Origin of the sequence: Streptomyces sp. NPDC002888 (assembly GCF_042888465.1) — a bacterium.
Taxonomy (GTDB): Bacteria; Actinomycetota; Actinomycetes; order Streptomycetales; family Streptomycetaceae; genus Streptomyces.
In genome coordinates, this window is sequence record NZ_JBIAPU010000011.1 from 58,679 (window position 1) to 77,327 (window position 18,649).

15 protein-coding genes and 1 pseudogene are annotated in these 18,649 nt (G+C 68.9%); 10 read left to right on the forward strand and 6 right to left on the reverse strand.

Translation table 11 applies throughout. The annotated features are described in order from the left end of the window. Window positions 1–177 precede the first annotated feature (177 nt). Window positions 178–762, reverse strand: coding sequence for a hypothetical protein (locus ACFYWX_RS19360; protein ID WP_389425261.1), 585 nt, complete (start codon window positions 760–762; stop codon window positions 178–180). A 272-nt stretch (window positions 763–1,034) separates the two neighbouring features. Here ACFYWX_RS19360 and ACFYWX_RS19365 point away from each other — a divergent pair, with 272 nt between their 5' ends. Further along, window positions 1,035–2,120, forward strand: coding sequence for a WD40/YVTN/BNR-like repeat-containing protein (locus ACFYWX_RS19365; RefSeq protein WP_389425262.1), 1,086 nt, complete (start codon window positions 1,035–1,037; stop codon window positions 2,118–2,120). A gap of 81 nt (window positions 2,121–2,201) precedes the next feature. Beyond that, window positions 2,202–2,429 (forward strand): annotated as a pseudogene (locus tag ACFYWX_RS19370) (uracil-DNA glycosylase); the annotation flags it as partial. 286 nt (window positions 2,430–2,715) lie between these two features. Here ACFYWX_RS19370 and ACFYWX_RS19375 read toward each other — a convergent pair. From ACFYWX_RS19375 to ACFYWX_RS19385, 3 genes are all read right to left on the reverse strand, one after another. Beyond that, window positions 2,716–3,222, reverse strand: coding sequence for a transposase (locus ACFYWX_RS19375; RefSeq protein ID WP_389425436.1), 507 nt, complete (start codon window positions 3,220–3,222; stop codon window positions 2,716–2,718). Window positions 3,223–3,408: 186 nt separating this feature from the next. Then, window positions 3,409–4,047 carry a DedA family protein gene (locus ACFYWX_RS19380; RefSeq protein WP_389425263.1) on the reverse strand — a complete coding sequence of 213 codons (639 nt, stop codon included), beginning with the start codon at window positions 4,045–4,047 and terminating at the stop codon, window positions 3,409–3,411. A 158-nt stretch (window positions 4,048–4,205) separates the two neighbouring features. Beyond that, window positions 4,206–5,312: an FAD-dependent monooxygenase gene (locus ACFYWX_RS19385; protein WP_389425264.1), complete on the reverse strand. Its 1,107-nt coding sequence runs from the start codon at window positions 5,310–5,312 to the stop codon at window positions 4,206–4,208. Between the two features lie 859 nt (window positions 5,313–6,171). Between ACFYWX_RS19385 and ACFYWX_RS19390 the strand changes: the two genes are divergently transcribed. Then, window positions 6,172–6,780: an NAD(P)-dependent oxidoreductase gene (locus ACFYWX_RS19390; protein WP_389425265.1), complete on the forward strand. Its 609-nt coding sequence runs from the start codon at window positions 6,172–6,174 to the stop codon at window positions 6,778–6,780. 9 nt (window positions 6,781–6,789) lie between these two features. On the opposite strand, the gene ACFYWX_RS19395 is transcribed toward ACFYWX_RS19390, so the two are convergent. Next, window positions 6,790–7,689 (reverse strand): LysR family transcriptional regulator, encoded by a 900-nt coding sequence (locus ACFYWX_RS19395; protein WP_389425266.1) that lies wholly within the window; start codon window positions 7,687–7,689, stop codon window positions 6,790–6,792. 55 nt (window positions 7,690–7,744) lie between these two features. Here ACFYWX_RS19395 and ACFYWX_RS19400 point away from each other — a divergent pair, with 55 nt between their 5' ends. Further along, on the forward strand, window positions 7,745–8,521 hold the full coding sequence (locus ACFYWX_RS19400; RefSeq protein ID WP_389425267.1) for an alpha/beta fold hydrolase: 777 nt from the start codon (window positions 7,745–7,747) through the stop codon (window positions 8,519–8,521). A gap of 283 nt (window positions 8,522–8,804) precedes the next feature. Here ACFYWX_RS19400 and ACFYWX_RS19405 read toward each other — a convergent pair whose 3' ends face one another. After that, on the reverse strand, window positions 8,805–9,083 hold the full coding sequence (locus ACFYWX_RS19405; RefSeq protein WP_389425268.1) for a hypothetical protein: 279 nt from the start codon (window positions 9,081–9,083) through the stop codon (window positions 8,805–8,807). 615 nt (window positions 9,084–9,698) lie between these two features. Between ACFYWX_RS19405 and ACFYWX_RS19410 the strand changes: the two genes are divergently transcribed. The 6 genes from ACFYWX_RS19410 to asnB all read left to right on the forward strand — a co-directional run bounded on the left by ACFYWX_RS19410 (window position 9,699) and on the right by asnB (window position 18,641). Next, window positions 9,699–11,177, forward strand: a complete 1,479-nt coding sequence (locus ACFYWX_RS19410; RefSeq protein ID WP_389425269.1) for a sugar transferase — start codon at window positions 9,699–9,701, stop codon at window positions 11,175–11,177. Between the two features lie 82 nt (window positions 11,178–11,259). Further along, window positions 11,260–12,576 (forward strand): nucleotide sugar dehydrogenase, encoded by a 1,317-nt coding sequence (locus ACFYWX_RS19415; protein ID WP_389425270.1) that lies wholly within the window; start codon window positions 11,260–11,262, stop codon window positions 12,574–12,576. Next, window positions 12,566–13,831 (forward strand): glycosyltransferase family 4 protein, encoded by a 1,266-nt coding sequence (locus ACFYWX_RS19420; protein ID WP_389425271.1) that lies wholly within the window; start codon window positions 12,566–12,568, stop codon window positions 13,829–13,831. Before ACFYWX_RS19415 ends, ACFYWX_RS19420 begins: the two co-directional genes overlap by 11 nt. Beyond that, window positions 13,828–15,195: a Wzz/FepE/Etk N-terminal domain-containing protein gene (locus ACFYWX_RS19425; RefSeq protein ID WP_389425272.1), complete on the forward strand. Its 1,368-nt coding sequence runs from the start codon at window positions 13,828–13,830 to the stop codon at window positions 15,193–15,195. The genes ACFYWX_RS19420 and ACFYWX_RS19425 overlap by 4 nt, the downstream gene beginning before the upstream one ends. Continuing rightward, window positions 15,192–16,712: a Wzz/FepE/Etk N-terminal domain-containing protein gene (locus ACFYWX_RS19430; protein WP_389425273.1), complete on the forward strand. Its 1,521-nt coding sequence runs from the start codon at window positions 15,192–15,194 to the stop codon at window positions 16,710–16,712. Before ACFYWX_RS19425 ends, ACFYWX_RS19430 begins: the two co-directional genes overlap by 4 nt. A gap of 3 nt (window positions 16,713–16,715) precedes the next feature. Continuing rightward, window positions 16,716–18,641, forward strand: coding sequence for an asparagine synthase (glutamine-hydrolyzing) (gene asnB / locus ACFYWX_RS19435; RefSeq protein WP_389425274.1), 1,926 nt, complete (start codon window positions 16,716–16,718; stop codon window positions 18,639–18,641). Window positions 18,642–18,649: the final 8 nt, after the last annotated feature.

Sequence of the window (18,649 nt, forward strand, 5' to 3'; positions counted from 1 at the left end):
GGGGGTACCTCGGCCTTCGCCCATCGGTGTGGGGAGCCACTGCCCGTGGCCGGACAGCGGGCAGCGAGCAGCGGGCAGGCACCGCACGACCGGTCTTTCCGCACGAACCGCGCGTCGGCCTGCCGAAGGCCCCGTGGGCCGGTCATTGCGCCCGGTGGTGCGGCCGCCCCGCTGCCGTCAGCCCGTTTTGCGGCCCCACAGGGGCCCGAGGAGGGCCCACTCCGCGTCCCACTGGTCCATGCGGTGGCGTTCGAGGCGGCCGCGGAGGGCGCGGCCGCCGAGGAAGGGGACGGCGGCGGCGCTGACCCCGGCGAGGCCGCCGATGAGGGAGGCGCGTAGCTGGGCCTGGGAGACCGTGGCGGGCTTGGTGACCAGACGGCCCTCGGGGTCCGTCCAGACGGTGACCGGGGCGCCGGCCGCGCTGCCCGCCTCGACCCGGGCCTGACCGGAGTGCGCGGAGCCGTCCGTCGCGGTCCAGCTCACCTTGGCCCAGACCCGCTCACCGCCGGCCGCCCCGGGGTGCACGGGGGCCGTGCCGGGGGCCTTCTCGGTGAGGTGGGCCACGACGGGGCGCCACTCGACGCGTTCCCTGGCCAGACCGTGCTCCACGGACCGGGCCGCTGTGAAACCGGCGAGCACCCCGGCAAGAACGGTGACTGCCCAGGCAGCGAGCAGCACCCAGCTCTCCACCGCGTCGGCCCGGCGTTTGAGAGGGTTGCTTCGCCACCGCCACAGCCAGACCTTCGGACCACGGAACGCCATCGAAGGCTTCCTCCTCACGAGCGCACGAACATCCCGACCGCCCTCCCATACGGGAGATGCGTTCGTGATGCTCACGGCAAGTCCACCGGTTCGACGGTGCCAGGCGTCCCGCGGTCCCCGTCGGCACCCTCGCGAAAGTGGCTGGTTCCGTATGTGTACCGACCTCACGCGACCGCTCTGACCTGCGGTGACGCCGATTCCAGAGGTGACTGTCAGTGGCGGGGTGCAGACTGGCCGGTGTCTGGGACAAAGACGTCGCGGAGGTGAGCGGAATGACCGAGGTACTACTGGCCGTGGGCACGCGCAAGGGCCTGTTCATCGGGCGTCGGCGCGGTGGCGCATGGGAGTTCGACGAGACGCCCTACTTCAACGCGCAGGCGGTGTACTCGGTCGCCATCGACACGCGTGGCGACGATCCCCGCCTGCTGGCCGGCGGCGACAGCGCGCACTGGGGACCGTCCGTGTTCCACTCCGACGACCTGGGCCGCACGTGGACCGAACCGGCCCAGCCCGCCGTCAAGTTCCCCCAGGACACCGAGGCCTCACTGGAGCGGGTGTGGCAGCTGCACCCGGCCGCGGCGGAGCCCGACGTGGTGTACGCGGGCACGGAACCGGCCGCGCTGTACCGCTCGGAGGACCGCGGGGAGAGCTTCGAACTGATCCGCCCCTTGTGGGAGCATCCCACGCGCTCGAAGTGGGTGCCGGGCGGCGGCGGAGAGGGCCTGCACACCGTGCTCACCGACCGGCGCGACCCGAAGGTGGTGACGGTGGCCGTCTCGACGGCCGGCGTGTTCCGAACGGCCGACGGCGGAGCGAGCTGGGCCCCGGCCAACCGCGGGGTCTCCGCCGTGTTCCTGCCCGACCCCAACCCGGAGTTCGGGCAATGCGTCCACAAAGTCGCCCGTGACGCGGCGACCCCGGACCGCCTGTACCTGCAGAACCACTGGGGCGTGTACCGCAGCGACGACGCGGGCGCGCACTGGACCGACATCGGCGAGGGCCTGCCGTCCACGTTCGGCTTCGCCGCGGCCACTCACCCCCACCGGGGTGACACGGCGTACGTGTTCCCGATCAACGCCGACGCGGACCGCGTCCCAGCCGACCACCGATGTCGCGTCTTCCGCACGGCGGACGCCGGCAGAACGTGGCAGCCGCTTACGGCGGGACTGCCCCAGGAGGACCACTACGGCACGGTCCTGCGGGACGCGCTGTGCACGGATGACGCGGACCCGGCGGGCGTGTACTTCGGCAACCGCAACGGCGAGGTGTACGCGTCGGCCGACGACGGCGACAGCTGGCGGCAGTTGGCATCGCACCTGCCCGATGTGCTGTGCGTGCGCGCCGCGGTCGTCGGATGAGCCGAAGGACCACGACGGGGCACTTGTCGAGCTGTGGCCACCGGTTGATCGCCGCCGCCCGCACGGCAGTAGGTGACGCCCGTGGCACCACGACCGTTGCATGAGATCGTCGAACCGGGCTGGGCGAGCGCCCTGGAACCCGTCGCCGGACGGATCGCCGAGATGGGCGACTTCCTGCGCGCGGAGATCGCCGCGGGACGCACCTACCTTCCGGCCGGGGCGAACGTCCTGAGGGCCTTCCAGCAGCCCTTCGACGAGGTGCGGGTCCTGATCGTCGGTCAGGACCCGCATCCGACCCCCGGTCACGCAGGAATCGGATGTCGGATACGGGTCGAGAGTCTCCTCCGAAACGCTTGAACGTCCGGAACCCTCAACGTCGACGATCACCTCGATCCCCGGCATCCGGGCAATCACCAGCGTCGGAAGCAGTCATGCCACATCAGCCCTGGTCGGGCTCCGCGCTCCGCCGTGGACCCGCCCCACTGAACCGAGCGGCAGGCCGTCTGTGCGCCGCATCCACTTCCTCTCCCCCGCGGCCATGGGGATCACGCGGACCCCAGGGCTTCGGCATAGTTGCGTGATGTCCGTTTCGTGATCACGTGAGGCCGAGTAGTGCGAGTGGGCGTTTTGGGTCGCGGGAGTTGGCGCGGAGTGCACCGGCGATGCGTAGGGCGCCGATGGCGAGGTTGCGCCAGGTGGCCATGGTGCGGGGCGCGTTGCCGGTGCGAAGTTGGGAGGCGTCCTCGGCGAAGGTGGTGTCCCGCACGTGGTGCAGGGCCTCGATCTGCCAGTGCGAGCGGATCATGTTCGCGAGCTGGGCGGGAGTGGCCGGCCCGGCACTCAGGCTGGTGACCGCGTTGACGGTCTTGATGCTGACCTTGCCGCTCTTGCGCTGCAGGCGGCGCCGCTTGAGCTGAACGGCCTGGCGGGCGCCGGGGAAGAGCAGGTTGTTCACGGTGCACTCGCGCTGGGTGTGCATGGCGTCGCTGGTCACAACGGTGTCGGCCAGGTCGGCGAGAGTGTCCAGTAGGGGTTGGAAGCAGGTGATCTCGTTCGTCTTGTCCCCGACGTCCAGCTGGGCGAGGACCAGGCGGCTAAAGATCTTTGATGGCTGGGGTTACGGCGGTTGGAGGTCGAGTCCGGTCTTGGCCATGAGGCCCTCGATGAGACCGGGTCGGTACTGCATCCGTTTGAGCCGGGTCTTCGCTAGTGTCTCCCCAAGACTACGACAAACGTCTCGCACGACCCGCCCCACCCTCCTGGGCGCTTTCGGTATGGAATCCGCGCCTCAATGATATCCGGAAACCACATCATCTGGCTTGATCGGATTCTTGCGGCGCCACATATATCGCGAGAACTCCACCGCACCGGTTACCGCGAACGCGAGCCCGACGCCGACGGCGACAGAAAGGAGCGAATTCTCCTGGAAGAAGACACCGCCGAGGTATCCCGACAGTGCGGTATAGGTACTCCATGTGGAGGTGGAAATGGCAACATACAGCATGAACTTGCGCAGCGGGTATCTCACGACCCCCGCCGTTCCTGTGGCGAGATAGCGTCCGACCGGAATGAATCGCGTGGAGACGAGTACAAAACCGCCGCGTGATTCGATTTCGCGCTCGAACCAGTCATACGCCTTCCGGCGCTTGGTGCCAACTGGCAGGCGCTTTAATGCGCGTTCCCCCATCAACCGGCCGATGGAGTAGGGAGCGAGGTCGCCGAGAAAGGCGCCGACCGTCGTAGCAGCGATGACAAGCATGATATTCGTCTGCCCGGTTGCGCCGGCGACGCCTGCGAGGATCACGACGGGTTCACTCGGGATCAACGGGAGGAAAGAGTCGAGTAAGGATACCGCGATGAGTACGGCGTAGAGCGCAGGCGACGCTATCAAAGATTCGGCGAGGTTTATCCAGTCCGGCATCTGCATCGCCTCCTGTCATATGGATATGGAAATTCATGGGTGATTCCCTAATTCTTGGAGGCGCTGATGGGGTGGCGGATGCTCGGTCTCCCAAGGTTTTGGTGCAGGGTTCGGGTTGGCGTGGCGGCCGCCCTGCAGCGAGCAGGTTGTCCCGTCGGCCGGTGTCAGGTGGCGGGTGCCGTGGTGAGCATCCAGCGGCTGAACGCGGCGTAGCGTTGCGCGAATTCGACTGCGTTGTCGGCATGTTCGACGGCAGCGGAGTGCTCGCGGACCGTATCGAAGCGGGCGCTGCGGGCATGCTCGTAGGTGGTGAGGGCTTTTTCCAGGTCGGCCTCGGCTGTCAGGCTGCTGCGCAGGACGCCGACATCTTCGATGCCGAGGGTGCCGCCGGAAGCGATGTGGGGGGACAGGCCGTGCGCGGCGTCGCCGATCAGAGCGACGCGCGTGCTGGTCCAACGGGGCAGTTCCGGGACCAGCGTGACCTGGTTCTCCAGGATGGATTCCTCCGGCGTTTCGGCAATCATGGACAGGAGGTCGTCGTTCCATCCCGCCTCGGCCAGATTCCGCGCGCGTTCCAGTGCCCGTTCGCGCTTGCTTCCGGTGAGCGGTCCGGCGTCGAACTGGTTGACCATCCACATGGTCCGGTCGCGAGCGATCCTCGCGTATCCGCCGCGGGTTCGGCGGTGGCCGACAGTGAGCACGGTGGCCTCTGATTTTTGGTTGCCGGTCGGCACGATCGCGCGCCAGGCGTAGTGGCCGGAGTGCGTAACGGTGTCGCTCCCCGGCACCAGCTGCTTGCGGACGTTTGAGTGGACGCCGTCCGCGCCGATCAGTAGATCTGCGCGAAGTGTCTCGCCGTTGGCGAGGTGCACGACGACGTCCGATGCGGTCTCGGTATATCCGGTCGCGTGGGCGTCGAGGCGGATTCGGTCGCGACCGATGGTGTCGGCCAGAAGATTGTTCAACTCGGGGCGCGGTACGAGGAGGAACCGGTGATCGCTGTCGGTGTGACCAGGTGCACGGACCGGATCGCCGGCAGGGTTGAAGAACCATGTGTTCTGTTCGATGCCCATGTCACGGATTGCGGGGCCGATGCCGAGGTGGTCGAACTCCCGTAACGCGTTGGCCCACAGGCCGATGCCGGCGCCGACGGCTCGAATGCGCGGTGCCTGTTCCAGCACGATGACGTCGTGGCCGATGAGTTTGAGGGAGGCCGCGGTTGTGAGCCCTACGAGGCCGCCGCCGACGATCACCGTGGATTTCGTGGACAAGTTCTTTACTCCTTCGCGTTGACGGACCGGGGTGCCGGGGTCGCCGCCGAGACGGGCAGGTGTCTGAAGGCTCATAGCAGGAGTTGCGTTGCCGGCTCGTCAGTGAGTACCGATGCGGTAGGCAAGGGCTTCCTTCATCAGCGAGGTGCGGCCGGAGGCACGTCTCGACACTACGAGCAGCCGTCGATTGCTTCAAATACAATGTGGTCAATAAGTGATTTACTCGCACGCATTTGACTCGCGGTGCACGCCGACACGCTGCATGCCGCGTGTCCGTGACAGCGCACAGACAATGACCTTGCCCGAAGGGCTCGCGCAGCCGGGACTCGCCGTTAATGGCGACGACACCTCTGCCGCACCCAGACCCCGTCCGCAGTGGATTGCCGTGGCTACGCGCCATGTCGACTGGTGGCGCGCCTTGTCGGCGTCTCGGCGACCGGGCTACTGGCGGCCTTTGGCGACGGCGGCTCGGTGGTCAACGTCGTCCTGGTCACCGTGAACACTGCATTCTGCAGGCAATCGATCGAAACCCGTCCGAGCGGCGACGGCAGGCAGATGATGTCCGCCGCCGCTCTGCTGTGCGCAGAGGTTGGCGGACCACGGAAAACCGCCTCGACTGCCGGTCGTCGCACACCCCGCGAGAACCCATGTCTGACATCTGGGAGGAGCCGAAGCTGCCACAGGTCCACCTCGGCAACGGTGAATATCCGTGGCAGGTCCCGGTGTTCATCCCGAATGCCCCACAGGTTCCCGCGCGGCCCACTCCGCTCCTCATCCCCGAATTGATTGCGTCTGAGTAACTTATCAAGTCAGATACTTGCATTTGATGTTAAGTGATGGACTCCCTAACGTTCCCGGCATGAACCTCACCGTCCTCGCGGCCTCCGGCCAGACCGGAATCGCCCTCACTCGACAGGCGCTGCGACGTGGTCACACCGTGACCGCCATCGCGCGTGATCCCGAGCGGATCGCCCTGCCCGACTCCCCGAACCTGCGCAAAGTGGCGGGCGACGTGAACGACGCGGCCGGTATCGCCGCCGTCGTGGACGGGGATTCCGTGGTCCTTTCCGCGCTCGGCACGGACCGGGCCGGGATTCTCCTGACCGGCGCCCGGGCCGTCGTCGCCGCCGGCCCACGGCGCGTCATCTGGCTCGGTGCCTACGGCACGGGCAAGTCGGCCGAAGTGGCGGGGGAGGGCGCGGTCGTGCTCGCCAGGGTGCTGGGCGACCGGCTCGCGGACAAGGTCGAAGCCGACAACACCGTTCTCGCGGCCGGGGGCACCGTCTTCCACGCCGGGATGCTCGCTGACGGGCCGGAAAGCCCCCGTCGGCGCACGGTCGGCCTGGAGGCCGCACCCCCCTTCGACCTCGGTGCCAAGGTCAGCCGGGAAACCGTCGCCGCGGCGATGCTCGACGAAGCCGAGACGCCTGGCTTTCCCGGTGCCGTGGCCCTGCCATTGGCGGAGTAGACGGAGTAGTCAGCAGGCGGTGATCTCCTCGATAGACGCCCGGACCTGCTCGCGGAGCCAGGCGTGGGCGGGGTCGGAATCGTAGCGCTGGTGCCAGTTGCAGTTGATCGTCGCCGCCGGGGACTCGATCGGCAGCGGCCGGGCGAGGAGCCCGAACGCCTCGATGAGCGGGCGGCCGAGGATCGCCGTGCAGGTGACCAGCGCGTCGCCACGGGCGGCGATCTGCAGGGCGGTGGACACCGTCGCCACCGCCGCGACCACTCGGCGCCGCATGCCTTCGGCGGCCAGCGCGTCGTCGATCGGCGCGGTGAGGCGGCCGCGCCGGGAGATCACCACATGCGGCTGCGCCGCATAGGAGGCCAGGTCGAGTCCGGCGGCACAAGGGTGGTCCGCGCGCATCGCCACGACGAGCCGATCGTCGCCGAGCGGCTCGGACCGGAACTCGGGCAGACTCGGCCTGCCGCCACCGAGTTCCAGATCGATGCGGCCGTGTCGCAGGTCGTCGGTGTCGACGGCGTTCTCCGCCAGTACCCGCAACTGCGCCCCGGGAGCCCGCTGCTGGATCCTCTCGACCAGTACCGGTACCAGGGACGCGGCCACCGCGTCGTGGCACTGGATCGTGAAGGTGCGATCCATCTCGGCCAGGTCCAGCTCACGGATCGGCGAGAGCACCGCGTGCGCCTGCCTGACCAGCCGGTGCACGTCCTCCCGCACCGAAAGCGCGTACGGGGTGGGCGTCATCGAGTGGCCGGTGCGCACCAGGATGTCGTCCCCGGTGACGGCGCGAAGTCGGCCGAGGGTGCGGCTGACCGCGGGCGAGGACAGGTGCAGCCGCTCGGCTGCGCCCATCACGCTGCCCTCTTCGAGAAGGGCGTCCAGCACGGTCAGCAGATTCAAGTCCAGTTGCATGAAAGTAAATCCTAACAAGCTTTAGATCCACTTCGATCAACTCCAGGAGCATCCCATGAGCCAGGAACACCATCAGCTGGCCCACGACCTCAACGGCACGGGACCGTTACTCGTGGCAGTCCACGGCATCACCGAGAACCGAAGCTTCTGGGCCCCTGTCTGCCTGCAGCAGCACTTCCGCGTGCTGCGCGTCGACCTGCGCGGCCACGGGGACTCCCCTCGGACCTCGCCGTTCGGGATTGACGAGTCGGTGGAGGACATCCACCATCTGATCGAGTCGCTGGGCGAGGATCTGACTGGGGACCAGTCCCCGTTCATCGTCGGCCATTCCCTCGGTGGGGTGATTGCGACTGCCTACGCAGCTCGTTATCCGACCCGTGGTGTGGTCAACGTCGACCAGTCGCTGCGGGTCGGCCCGCTGCCTGCGGAGATAGCCATCGCTGTGCGGGGAGAGGGCTTCGCGGACTTCGTTCGTACGGTTTTCGCCTCGCTGTACGGTGAGCTGGACCCTGTGCTCGTGGCCGACATCGAGCGCCGCCGCACCCTCGACCAGGACGTGTTCAGCGGTTTTTGGACCCCGTTGCTTGATTGGGACGCTGACACCCTGGCAGCGTGGTCTCGACGGACCACGAGTCTCCCGCCTGGTGTCCCGTACCTGTCTTTGCACGGAACGGACCCCGGTGGTGACTACGCCGACTGGCTCGCCGACCGCATCCCCGCCGCCGTGGCCGAGCAGGCACCGAAGCGCACGCACTATCCGCACCTGGCACAACCCGAATGGTTCGTCTCCCGCGTCCATAAGTTCTTTACGGACTTCGGCTCGTCAGGGTGACGCTGGCTCGTCGAGAGCCAGGCCAGTGCCCGCTATGAAGCCGTCAATCTGGCCATCTGGCCATCTGGCCATCTGGCCATCGACGCATAGCGCTTGACGCCCCGTCAAATGAGCGTCATTCCAGCATCAGGATATTGCCCGCAACACCCACACCGCACGAAATTCGCATGACCAAAATCGCAGGTCAGGAGCCCTTTGCGACCGGTTCAAGGGTCGCGACGCACTCCACATGGTGAGTCATCGGGAAGATGCGCAACTGATCCCTGCGGAGTAAACTCCCAGCTCATTCCCTGTTTTCGGGCCTTCCAGCCAGCTCTACGAGTCGATGGGCGTCACAAATTCTCATCAGGCTTGCCCCCGCACTTCGAAAACCGGCTGTCCTTGTCCGCGACCCCTCCATCAGCGCCTGGGCCGACATCGCGGTATGTACCCGGACCTTTAGGCGGTTGCGCTCACTCTTGGACATGCCGCCGAACACCGACACGATCAAGGTGTTCGCCTCGTTGTCCGGGTCGATCGCCCCGCCCACCTCGGGCACGCACAGCGGCAGGCCGTAGTGCACGAACGGCGGAAAGTCGTTGCCGAAGTGGGCGCCGTAGAAGGCCCGCTACAGCTCGCCGATCACTACCGCGTAGAAGAAGTTTCGCCCCGGGGGGCGCCGGGGGGCCGGGGCCCGGGGGAGCTGCTGGAGGGCGCGGTGGCGAAAAGGCACCTATAGGCGGTCACTGATCGGTGCATCCAGCCTCAAAGCTTGAACACAAATTACACACATCCCCTCTTCATATCTGGCCCCGATGGTCTAGATTGACCGTGCTTCAGCTGTTCGGGCACGAGGCGACCATTAATGATCTATAGGTCCGGCGCTACGTAAAGCCAGCAGTCGCGTCCCCGGCACCAGACGTGGGGATGATCAATTCTTGGAGCCCGAGAGGGGGCCTTGGGTGCGGGGAGCATCCGAGGTTTCGACGGGTCCCGCGCACCTCGAGAGTCTGTGCAGGACATGCGAGTCTGCTGCCGCCAGGGTGGGTTGTTCGAGTAGCTCTGAAATAGCCGGGATGTCGTGCGCGGGGGGGCGGGGGCCTCCCGAGAGGAGGAACAGTGCGGGGGGCGGGGGCCTCCCGGGGGGAGGAACAGTGTGAGGCGAACACGTCGAACCACTGGGGACCTGGGGGGTTCTGTGCCGCAAGGGGAATTACTCAGCCCGTTTCCGTCGGCGCGCGGGCGTCTGGCGGACGGGGCAATCAGCCCGCACACGATCGATTGGGAGCAGCGGTACCGCCGTACCGTGATCATCAGCGATACCGTGGCCACCGCCTTCGTGGTGGCGGCGATCGGCAATTTCTTTGGGGCCCGGGACGCGGCCAACTGGCATGAGAAGTGGGGAATTCTCGCATTCGGCACCGAGCTGCTGGTGCTGGGGGCGCTTGCGGTGAGCCGGTCATGGGCTCCGGCCGTGCTCGGCCAGGGCGCCGAGGAATTCCGCCGGCTCGGACGCTCACTGTTCACTGCGACCGTCGTACTGGCGCTCGGCGGGATCGCCCTCACCTCGCGCAACATCAAGCTCTGGATCTTCGTCGCGATCCCCGCGATCGCGCTCATCACCATGACCGCGCGGTATCTGCTGCGCCTCCGGCTGCACAAACAGCGGAAGGAAGGACGGTGCCTGCGACCGGTGCTCGCTGCCGGGAGCCTGGCCACCGTGCGCGACCTGATCACCCGAACCCGTAAGTTCCCGCACCTGGGCTGGCGGGTGGATGCGGTGTGCACGACGGACGGTCTCGGGCTCGACGATGACCAACTGGACGGAGTGCCGGTCGTCGGCCGGCTGTCGGACGTCGCGGGCCACGTCAGCCGCGACGGCTACCGTGTCGTCGCGGTCACACCGGACCCGCACTGGTCACCGGACCGGCTGCAGCGGCTGGCTTGGAACCTCGAAGGCAGCGACGCCGAGATGGTCGTGGCCCCCGTGCTGATGGAGGTGGCCGGCCCGCGGCTGCACATCGACGCGGTGCTGGGGATCCCGCTGCTGCGGGTCAGCATGCCGACCTTCACCGGGGGCCGCCGGGCGGTCAAGGGGGCCGTCGACCGGATAGGCGCAACGATTCTGCTGATGCTGTTCGCGCCGCTGATGGTGTTCGTCGGGCTGCTCGTGCTGGTGGACAGTCGGGGCGGGGCGTTCTACCGCCAGCGCAGGGTCGGCAAGGACGGCCGCGAGTTCACCATTCTCAAGTTCCGCACCATGGTCGCCGGGGCTGACGGGGCACGTGCCGAGCTGGCCGACCGCAACGAGGGCGCCGGCCTGCTGTTCAAGCTCCGCCGGGATCCGCGGGTGACCCGGGTGGGAGCGGTGCTGCGCCGGTATTCGATCGACGAGCTCCCGCAGCTTTTCAACGTGCTCACCGGATCGATGTCGCTCGTTGGTCCGCGGCCGCCGTTACCGGAGGAGTGCGCTGCGTACGGCCCGGACATCCGGCGGCGGCTGCTGGTCAAGCCCGGACTCACCGGCCTGTGGCAGATCAGCGGACGCAGCGACCTGTCGTGGGAGGAGGCGGTCCGGCTGGACCTGCGGTACGTGGAGGACTGGTCGCTCGCCCTGGACACAGTGATCTTGTGGAAGACGCTGCGTGCCGTGCTCCATGGGCAGGGGGCCTACTGATGCGCGGGGGTCTGCAACTCAACGGTCCCGCCGGCGCGCGGACCGCAGGCCGGGAGGGCCTGCCTGGGGGGAGGAACGGGTCATGAGGGTCAGCGTTTTCGGGCTCGGCTACGTGGGCTGCGTGTCGGCCGCGTGTCTGGCGAGCATGGGTCACGAGGTCATCGGGGTGGACGTGAACCAGGTGAAGGTCGACCTGGTCAACGACGGCAAGGCCCCGGTGGTCGAGGAGCGGATCGGCGAGCTCATCGCCGAGGTCGTGCGGACCGGAGCGTTACGCGCTGCCGGCGACGTCCGCGAAGCGATCATGGGCAGCGAGGTGTCGCTGGTCTGCGTGGGCACGCCGTCGGAGCCCAACGGCAGCCTGTGCACCACGTACTTGGAGCGGGTCACAGAGCAGATCGGCGCCGCGCTGGCCGAGCGGGGTGGGCGGCACACCGTCGTGTTCCGCAGCACCATGCTCCCGGGCACGTGCCTGAACCTGCTGGTACCGATCCTGGAGAAGTACGTCGGCGGCACGGCCGGGGTGGACATCGGGGTCGCGGTCAACCCGGAGTTCCTGCGCGAGGGCACGAGCGTGCGGGACTTCTTCGACCCGCCCAAGACCGTCATCGGCGAGCTCGACCCGGCAAGCGGCGACGCGGTGATGGCGCTGTACGACGGCTTGCCCGGCGAGGTGTTCCGGGTGCCGGTCCCGACGGCCGAGGCGATCAAGTATGCGGACAACGCGTTCCACGGCCTCAAGATCGGCTTCGCGAACGAGCTGGGCGCTGTGTGCCAGGCGCTCGGGGTGGACTCGCACCAGGTGATGGACGTGTTCCTGGCCGACCGCAAGCTGAACATCAGCCCCGCCTACCTGCGGCCCGGCTTCGCCTTCGGTGGCTCCTGCCTGCCCAAGGACTTACGCAGCCTGGTCCACGCGGCGCGGCGGGCCGACGTCTCGGTGCCGATCCTCGCCCACGTGCTGCCCTCCAACTCCGACCATCTGCAGCGCGCGGTGGAACTGGTCGAGCGCACCGGCAAGCGTCAGGTGGGCCTGTTCGGGTTGTCCTTCAAACCCGGCACCGACGACCTCCGCGAGAGCCCGCTCGTCGAGCTGGCGGAGAGGCTCTTCGGCAAGGGTTACGACCTGCGGATCTACGACCCCAACGTGAACCTCTCCCGGCTGCTCGGCGCGAACCGGGAGTACATCGAGACCCGGCTGCCCCACCTCGCCCAGCTGCTCGCGGATTCCGTCGACGAGGTGCTCGAGCACGCCGAGGTGTGCCTGGTCGGGACCAAAGATCCAGCCGTGCTGTCGGCGCTGCCCCATGGCGACGGCCCGGTGATCGTCGACCTCATCCACCTTCCCGACGCCGAAGCGCGCCGGGCCGAACCGGGGTACATGGGCCTTGCTTGGTGACGCGAGAAGCGGCGACCGGCCGGACCGGCGCGCGCTGATCCTGGTGGAGAACCTGTCGGTGCCGTTCGACCGGCGGGTGTGGCAGGAGTGCACGACGCTGCGCGACGCGGGCTGGAAGGTGCACGTCATCTGTCCCCGGGGGAACAAGCGGGACACGGAGCCGGAGGCGGAGATCGACGGGGTGCGGATCCACCGCTACCCGTTGCGCGCGGCCACCGGAGGGCCGGCCGGCTACCTGCGGGAGTACGGATCGGCGTTGTGGCATACGGTCCGGCTGGCCCGGAAGGTCGGCCCGGTCGACGTGGTCCACGCCTGCAACCCTCCCGACCTGCTGTTCCTGCCGGCACTGTGGCTGAAGCGGCACGGAGCGCGGTTCGTCTTCGACCAGCACGACCTGGTACCCGAGCTGTACCTCTCCAGGTTCGACCGCGGCGAAGATCTGCTCTACCGCGCCGTGTGCGCGCTGGAACGGCTGACCTACCGGGCCGCGGACGTTGTACTCGCCACGAACGAGAGCTACCGGGACGTCGCGGTGCGCCGTGGCGGTCGGCGGCCGGCGGACGTTTTCGTGGTGCGCAGCGCACCCGACATCGACCGGTTCCACCCCGTACCGCCCGAGCCGGAGCTGAAGCGCGGCAAGCCTCATCTGCTGTGTTACCTCGGCGTCATGGGCCCGCAGGACGGCGTCGACTACGCCTTGCGGGCCCTCGCGAAGCTGCGCGACGAGCTCGGGCGGACCGACTGGCATGCGGTGTTCGTCGGCGCCGGCGACACCTTCGACGCGATGGTGGAGCTGTCCCGGCGGCTCGGGCTCTCGGAGCAGGTGCAGTTCACCGGGCGCATTCCGGACGCCGACCTGGTGCGCTACCTGTCCACCGCGGACGTGTGCCTCTCCCCCGACCCGCGCAATCCGCTCAACGACGTGTCGACCATGAACAAGGTCCTGGAGTACATGGTGATGGGCCGGCCGATCGTCTCGTTCGACCTCCGGGAGGCGCGAGTCTCTGCCGGTGACGCCGCCGTCTACGCGCCCGCCAACGACGAGGCCGAGTTCGCCAGGCTCATCGCGCTGTTGCTGGACGATCCGGAGGAGCGGGCCCGGATGGGCAAGATCGGCCAGGAGCGGATCAGCGGGCCGCTCTCCTGGCGGAACTCCCAGCGATCGCTGCTCGCCGCCTACGCCGCTGCCTGCCGTGACCACGCTCCGGTGTCGGCGGGCGCCCCGGACCGGGCAGGGAAAAGGCCGCGCCGTTGAGCGATGACACGATACGCCTGGTCACGATCGGTCGGATCGTCCGTCGGCGCCGGCGGCTTCTCACCATCCTCGCCGTGGTGGGCGCGCTCGTCGGCTTCGGCACCTCCTTGCTGGTTCCGCCGCGTTACACGACGTCGGCATCGGTACTGCTGCCGGGGGCGTGGCAGGAGCGCGAGCTGCTGACTCAGGCGGAGATCGCGACCAGTTCGGTGGTGGTCGACCGCGCGGCTGCCACGCTCGGCTGGACCGGTGTCAGCGGCAGCGAGCTGCGGGATCGGGTGAGCGCCAAGGCCGCCGACGGGAACATCATCAAGATCTCGGGCACGGCCGACACCCCCAAGCGCGCACAGCAACTCTCCGACCAGGTGGCCCAGCAGTACGTCACATTCGCCGCGCGGATTGCAGGCGACAACACCGACCCCGAAGCGGCGGCGGGGCCCGAGGCACTGCGGAAGATGGTGGCGCAGACCAGCCGCCGCATCACCGATCTGGCCGAGGCGGCCGATCCGGGGCAGACCGTGGAGAGCGTGCAGACCCGCACCGAGCTCGCGAAGCTGCGCACCGCGCTGCAGGAGGCCGTCACCAAGCTGGACCAGGCCGACCCGGCTGCCAACAAGGCCACCATGGTCGTCATGGGGCCGGCGGCCCGGCCGGCCGGCGAGGCACCGCCGACGAGGATGCAGCTCGTCGTCGCCGGGGCGCTGCTGTTCTTCCTGCTCGCGGTCATCGGCCATCTCACCGCCGCACGGATGAGTCGCCGACTGCGCACCGAACCAGAGATCGCCGCGGCGCTGGGCTCGGCGCTGCTGGGTACCGTCGACGTACCTGGTGAACGGCCCGCGCACCGGCCGGAAGGCCGTGGCCCGCGGGCCCGGATCCGCCGGCTGCTGGGCGTCGACGTCCCGTGGGACATACCGACCCCGCAGACGTCCGGCGACGAGGCCGGCAGGCAGATCCGCTACCGGCGGGCGTGCGCCCGCCTCCGGGACCAACTGCCCGCCCCCCGGCGGCTGCTCGTTGTCGTCCCGGACGGCGACGAGATCGCCCGCCGGGCAGCCGGGCAGCTCGTCGCCGAGGCCGAGAGCGATCCGCTGCTGCGGGTGGTGGGGGTTTCGGTGTCCCAGCCAATGGTGCCGGACCGCGACAACGAGTCCGGTGCCCTGGTCGTGCTCAGCGCGGGCAGCTGGACCGCAGGGGAGCTCGCCGGCATCGCCGAGGCGTGTGCGGACGCCAAGCACGAGGTCGTCGGCATCGTCCTCGCCGGCACGGTCCGGGCCCGTCCGACGCGGTCTGCCGGCCATCCTCCGGATCGCACCACGCCGGCGGTCGCGGCTGGCGTCGACGCGACGGGAGGCTCAGGGTGACGACGAGTACGACTTCGGAGTCGTCGGCCGCCGCTCCGCTGCTGGACCTGCAGGCTCTGGTGATCGCGGTGCGCAGGCGCCGCCGCCTCTGGTGTTCCATGGCACTGCTGGGGCTGCTGGTCGGCGCGTCGGTTGCGGTCCTCATGCCGCCGCCGCCGACCGCGGTGACCAAGGTGCTGGTCGCGCATGAGGCGGACCAGCCGAACGACCCCGGAACGCTGATCCGCACCGACGTCGGTCTGCTGCAGACCACGCGGATCGCCGGTAAGGCCCTGGAGTCCCTCGAGTCCGCGGAAAAACCAGAGGACTTCATGCAGGACTACGGGGGTATCGGCTTGACCAACAACCTGCTGCAGATCAATGTGACAGGTGACAGCGACGCGGTAGCGGTGGCCCGAGCCAAGGCGCTGGCCGATGCGTTCGTCGCGGACCATGTGAAGCGGATACAGGAAGCCGCGAACGCCAAGGCCAAGGCTCTGCTCGACCAGCGTGACCGAATGCGGGACGAACTCGCCCAAGTCAACAAGGCGATCGGAGACGGATCGCCGGAGAGCAGCCCGGAAGGCTCGGCGGACTTCGAGTCGCTCTTCGCCCGGCGGGCCGAACTCACCTCGCGGATAGCCGATTTCGATCAGCGCGCCGCAGATGCGCGCACCGGCACGCCCCAGCTCATCGCCGGCACACAGATCGTGGACGCCCCACGCGCGATGCGGCACTCCCTGCCCAGGACCGCTGCCACCAACGCCGCGATCGGGCTCGTCCTCGGGCTCGTCCTCGGGCTCGTGGTGGCCGCGGTCGGCACAGTGGTGGCGGACCGCCCCGTGCTGCGCCGGGATATCGCGGCGAACCTCGGCGCCTCGGTCATTGCGGAACTGCCCCGCCGGTCGGCCAGGCTGTGGCAGCGCCGACGGACCCGGGCGGCACGCGAACGGCTCACCGCGTCCCTGGCCCGCACCGTGCGCAGCTCCGCGGAACCGGTGTCGCTGCTGGAACTGGGCTGTGCGCGCAGCACGAGCGTGATCGCCCTGGACCTCGCCGGGGCACTGGCGGCGGAGGGGCCAGTGGTCATCATCGATGGTCTGCCCGGCCTGCAGCTCGCAGGCCGCCGCCCGAAGCCAGGAGACCCGACCGTGGTCAGCGGCGAGCGTGCCGCGGCCGTGTCGCATCAGGAGCGCCGGCTCGGCGTCGGCTCGGTGGCGCCCGGCGCGGCGTGGACCGACCTCCAGTACCTCGGCACTCAGACCGTGCTCGTAGTGCGTGCCGGGCACGGCAGCGCCGCTTGGCTGCACACCGTGGCGCGGCAGCTCGCGGACCAGCGCATTCCGGTGATCGGTGTGGTGCTGATCGACCCCGATCCGCGTGACCGGACCGACGGCACGCTGTGGGACGGGCTGCACACCGCGCTGCGTGGCCAGAACGAGCGGCTGGCCCGACAGAACGGGACGGGCCCGCGGCAGACGGAGCGGCTGCCGATGTGGGCGGCACGGGTCCCGGACAGCGACCAGGAGGCGCGGTAGAACATGTGTGGCATCGCAGGCACTTACCGATGGCCGGACGGGAAGGTCGTGGCCGACCGGCTCACCGATACCCTCGCCCACCGCGGTCCGGACGGGGCGGGCCGGTACAGCCACCCCGCCGGTGACGGCGAAGTGCACCTCGGGCACCGCCGGCTGGCCATCATCGACCTGTCCGAGACCGGCGCCCAGCCGATGGTCTCGGGCGGCCTCGTCCTGACGTACAACGGCGAGCTGTACAACGCGCCCGAGCTGCGTGCCGAGCTGGCAGCCGCCGGGGTGCGCTTCCGCGGTACCTCCGACACCGAGGTGCTCCTTGAGGCCTGGCGGCGCTGGGGCACGGACTGCCTGCCCCGACTGCGCGGCATGTTCGCGTTCGGGATCTTCGACGAGCGAACCGGTGACCTGGTGCTCGCCCGCGACCAGCTCGGCGTCAAGCCGCTGTTCCTGCTGCGGCGCGGCGAGGGCCTGGTGTTCGCCTCCGAGCTCAAGGCGCTCGCCGCCGTGACCGGCGGGTCGCTGCAGGTGGACCATGCGGCGCTGGTGGCCTCGCTGCTGTACTACTGGGTGCCGGACTCACGGTGCGCGTTCCGCGAAGCGGAGAAGCTGCCGCCGGGGAGCTGGCTCCGGTGCCGGCCTGACGGCCGGGTGGAGCGCGGCCGGTTCTGGCACCTGAGGGACGTCGCCGCCGAGGCCCGGGAGCGGGCCCGGAGCGGCGAGCAGCCGGATGTCGCTGCCATCGTCGAGGAGTCGACTCGGCGCCACCTGCTCTCCGACGTACCCGTGGCGACCTTCCTATCCGGCGGACTGGACTCCAGCTACCTGACCGCGCTGGCGGCCCGCGACCAACCCGGGATCTCCGCTTACACGATCGGGTTCCGCGCCGAGGACGCCAGGTTCGAGGCGATGCCGGACGACCTGCGCCATGCCCGGCGGGTGGCCGAGCGGTTCGGCGTCGACCTGCATGAGATCGAGATCGCTCCGAACGTGCTCGACCTGCTGCCGCAGATGACGTACCACCTGGACGAGCCGATCGGTGACCCCGCCGCAATCAACACTTTCCTGATCTGCTCGGCCGCCCGGGAGGCCGGGGTCAAGGTGATGCTCTCGGGGATGGGTGCCGACGAGCTGTTCGCCGGCTACCGCAAGCACCTGGCCAACCTGATCGCGCTGCGCTACCAGCGCGTCCCGCGGCCCCTGCGGCGCGGCCTGTCCAGGGCCGTGGACCGGCTGCCGGTCGCCACGGCCCGCCGGGGGTACCGGTCGGTGCGCTTCGCGAAGCGGTTCCTGTCCTTCGCCGATCTGCCGGAGGAGACCGCGTTCCGGCGCAGCTACACCATGTACGACCAGGACGAGCTGCTCGCCCTGGTCGATCCGGACCTGGCCGGGACGGTCGATGACGTGCTGACCGAGCATGCGGATGTCTACCAGGACAACGACCTCGACGACTTCGTCAACCGCATGTGCCTGGGCGACGCCCGGATGTTCCTGCCGGGCCTGAACCTCACGTACACGGACCGGTCGAGCATGGCCGCGTCGACCGAGGTGCGGGTGCCGTACGTGGACGTCGAGGTGGTCAAGGCGGCGTTCGCCGTGCCCGGCGAACGCAAGATCGTCGGACGACAGGGCAAGGCCGTCCTCAAGGAGGCGGCCACCTCGATCCTGCCCCGGGAGATCGTGTACCGGCCCAAGGGCCTGTTCAGTGCCCCGCTGCGCGCCTGGATGAGCCGGGATCTGGCACCGCTGGTGCGCGAGGTGGTGAACGACGGCGTGCTCGTCCGTTCCGGGTTCCTGCGCCGCGACGCGCTGGCGCGGATGGTCGCCGAGGACGCCGCCGGGCATCGGGACTTCTCCAAGCATCTGTGGCATGTGCTGACCCTTGAGTACTGGTATCGCGGCGCGACCTCCGGGTCCAGCAGAACTCTCCCTTGACAACGTAG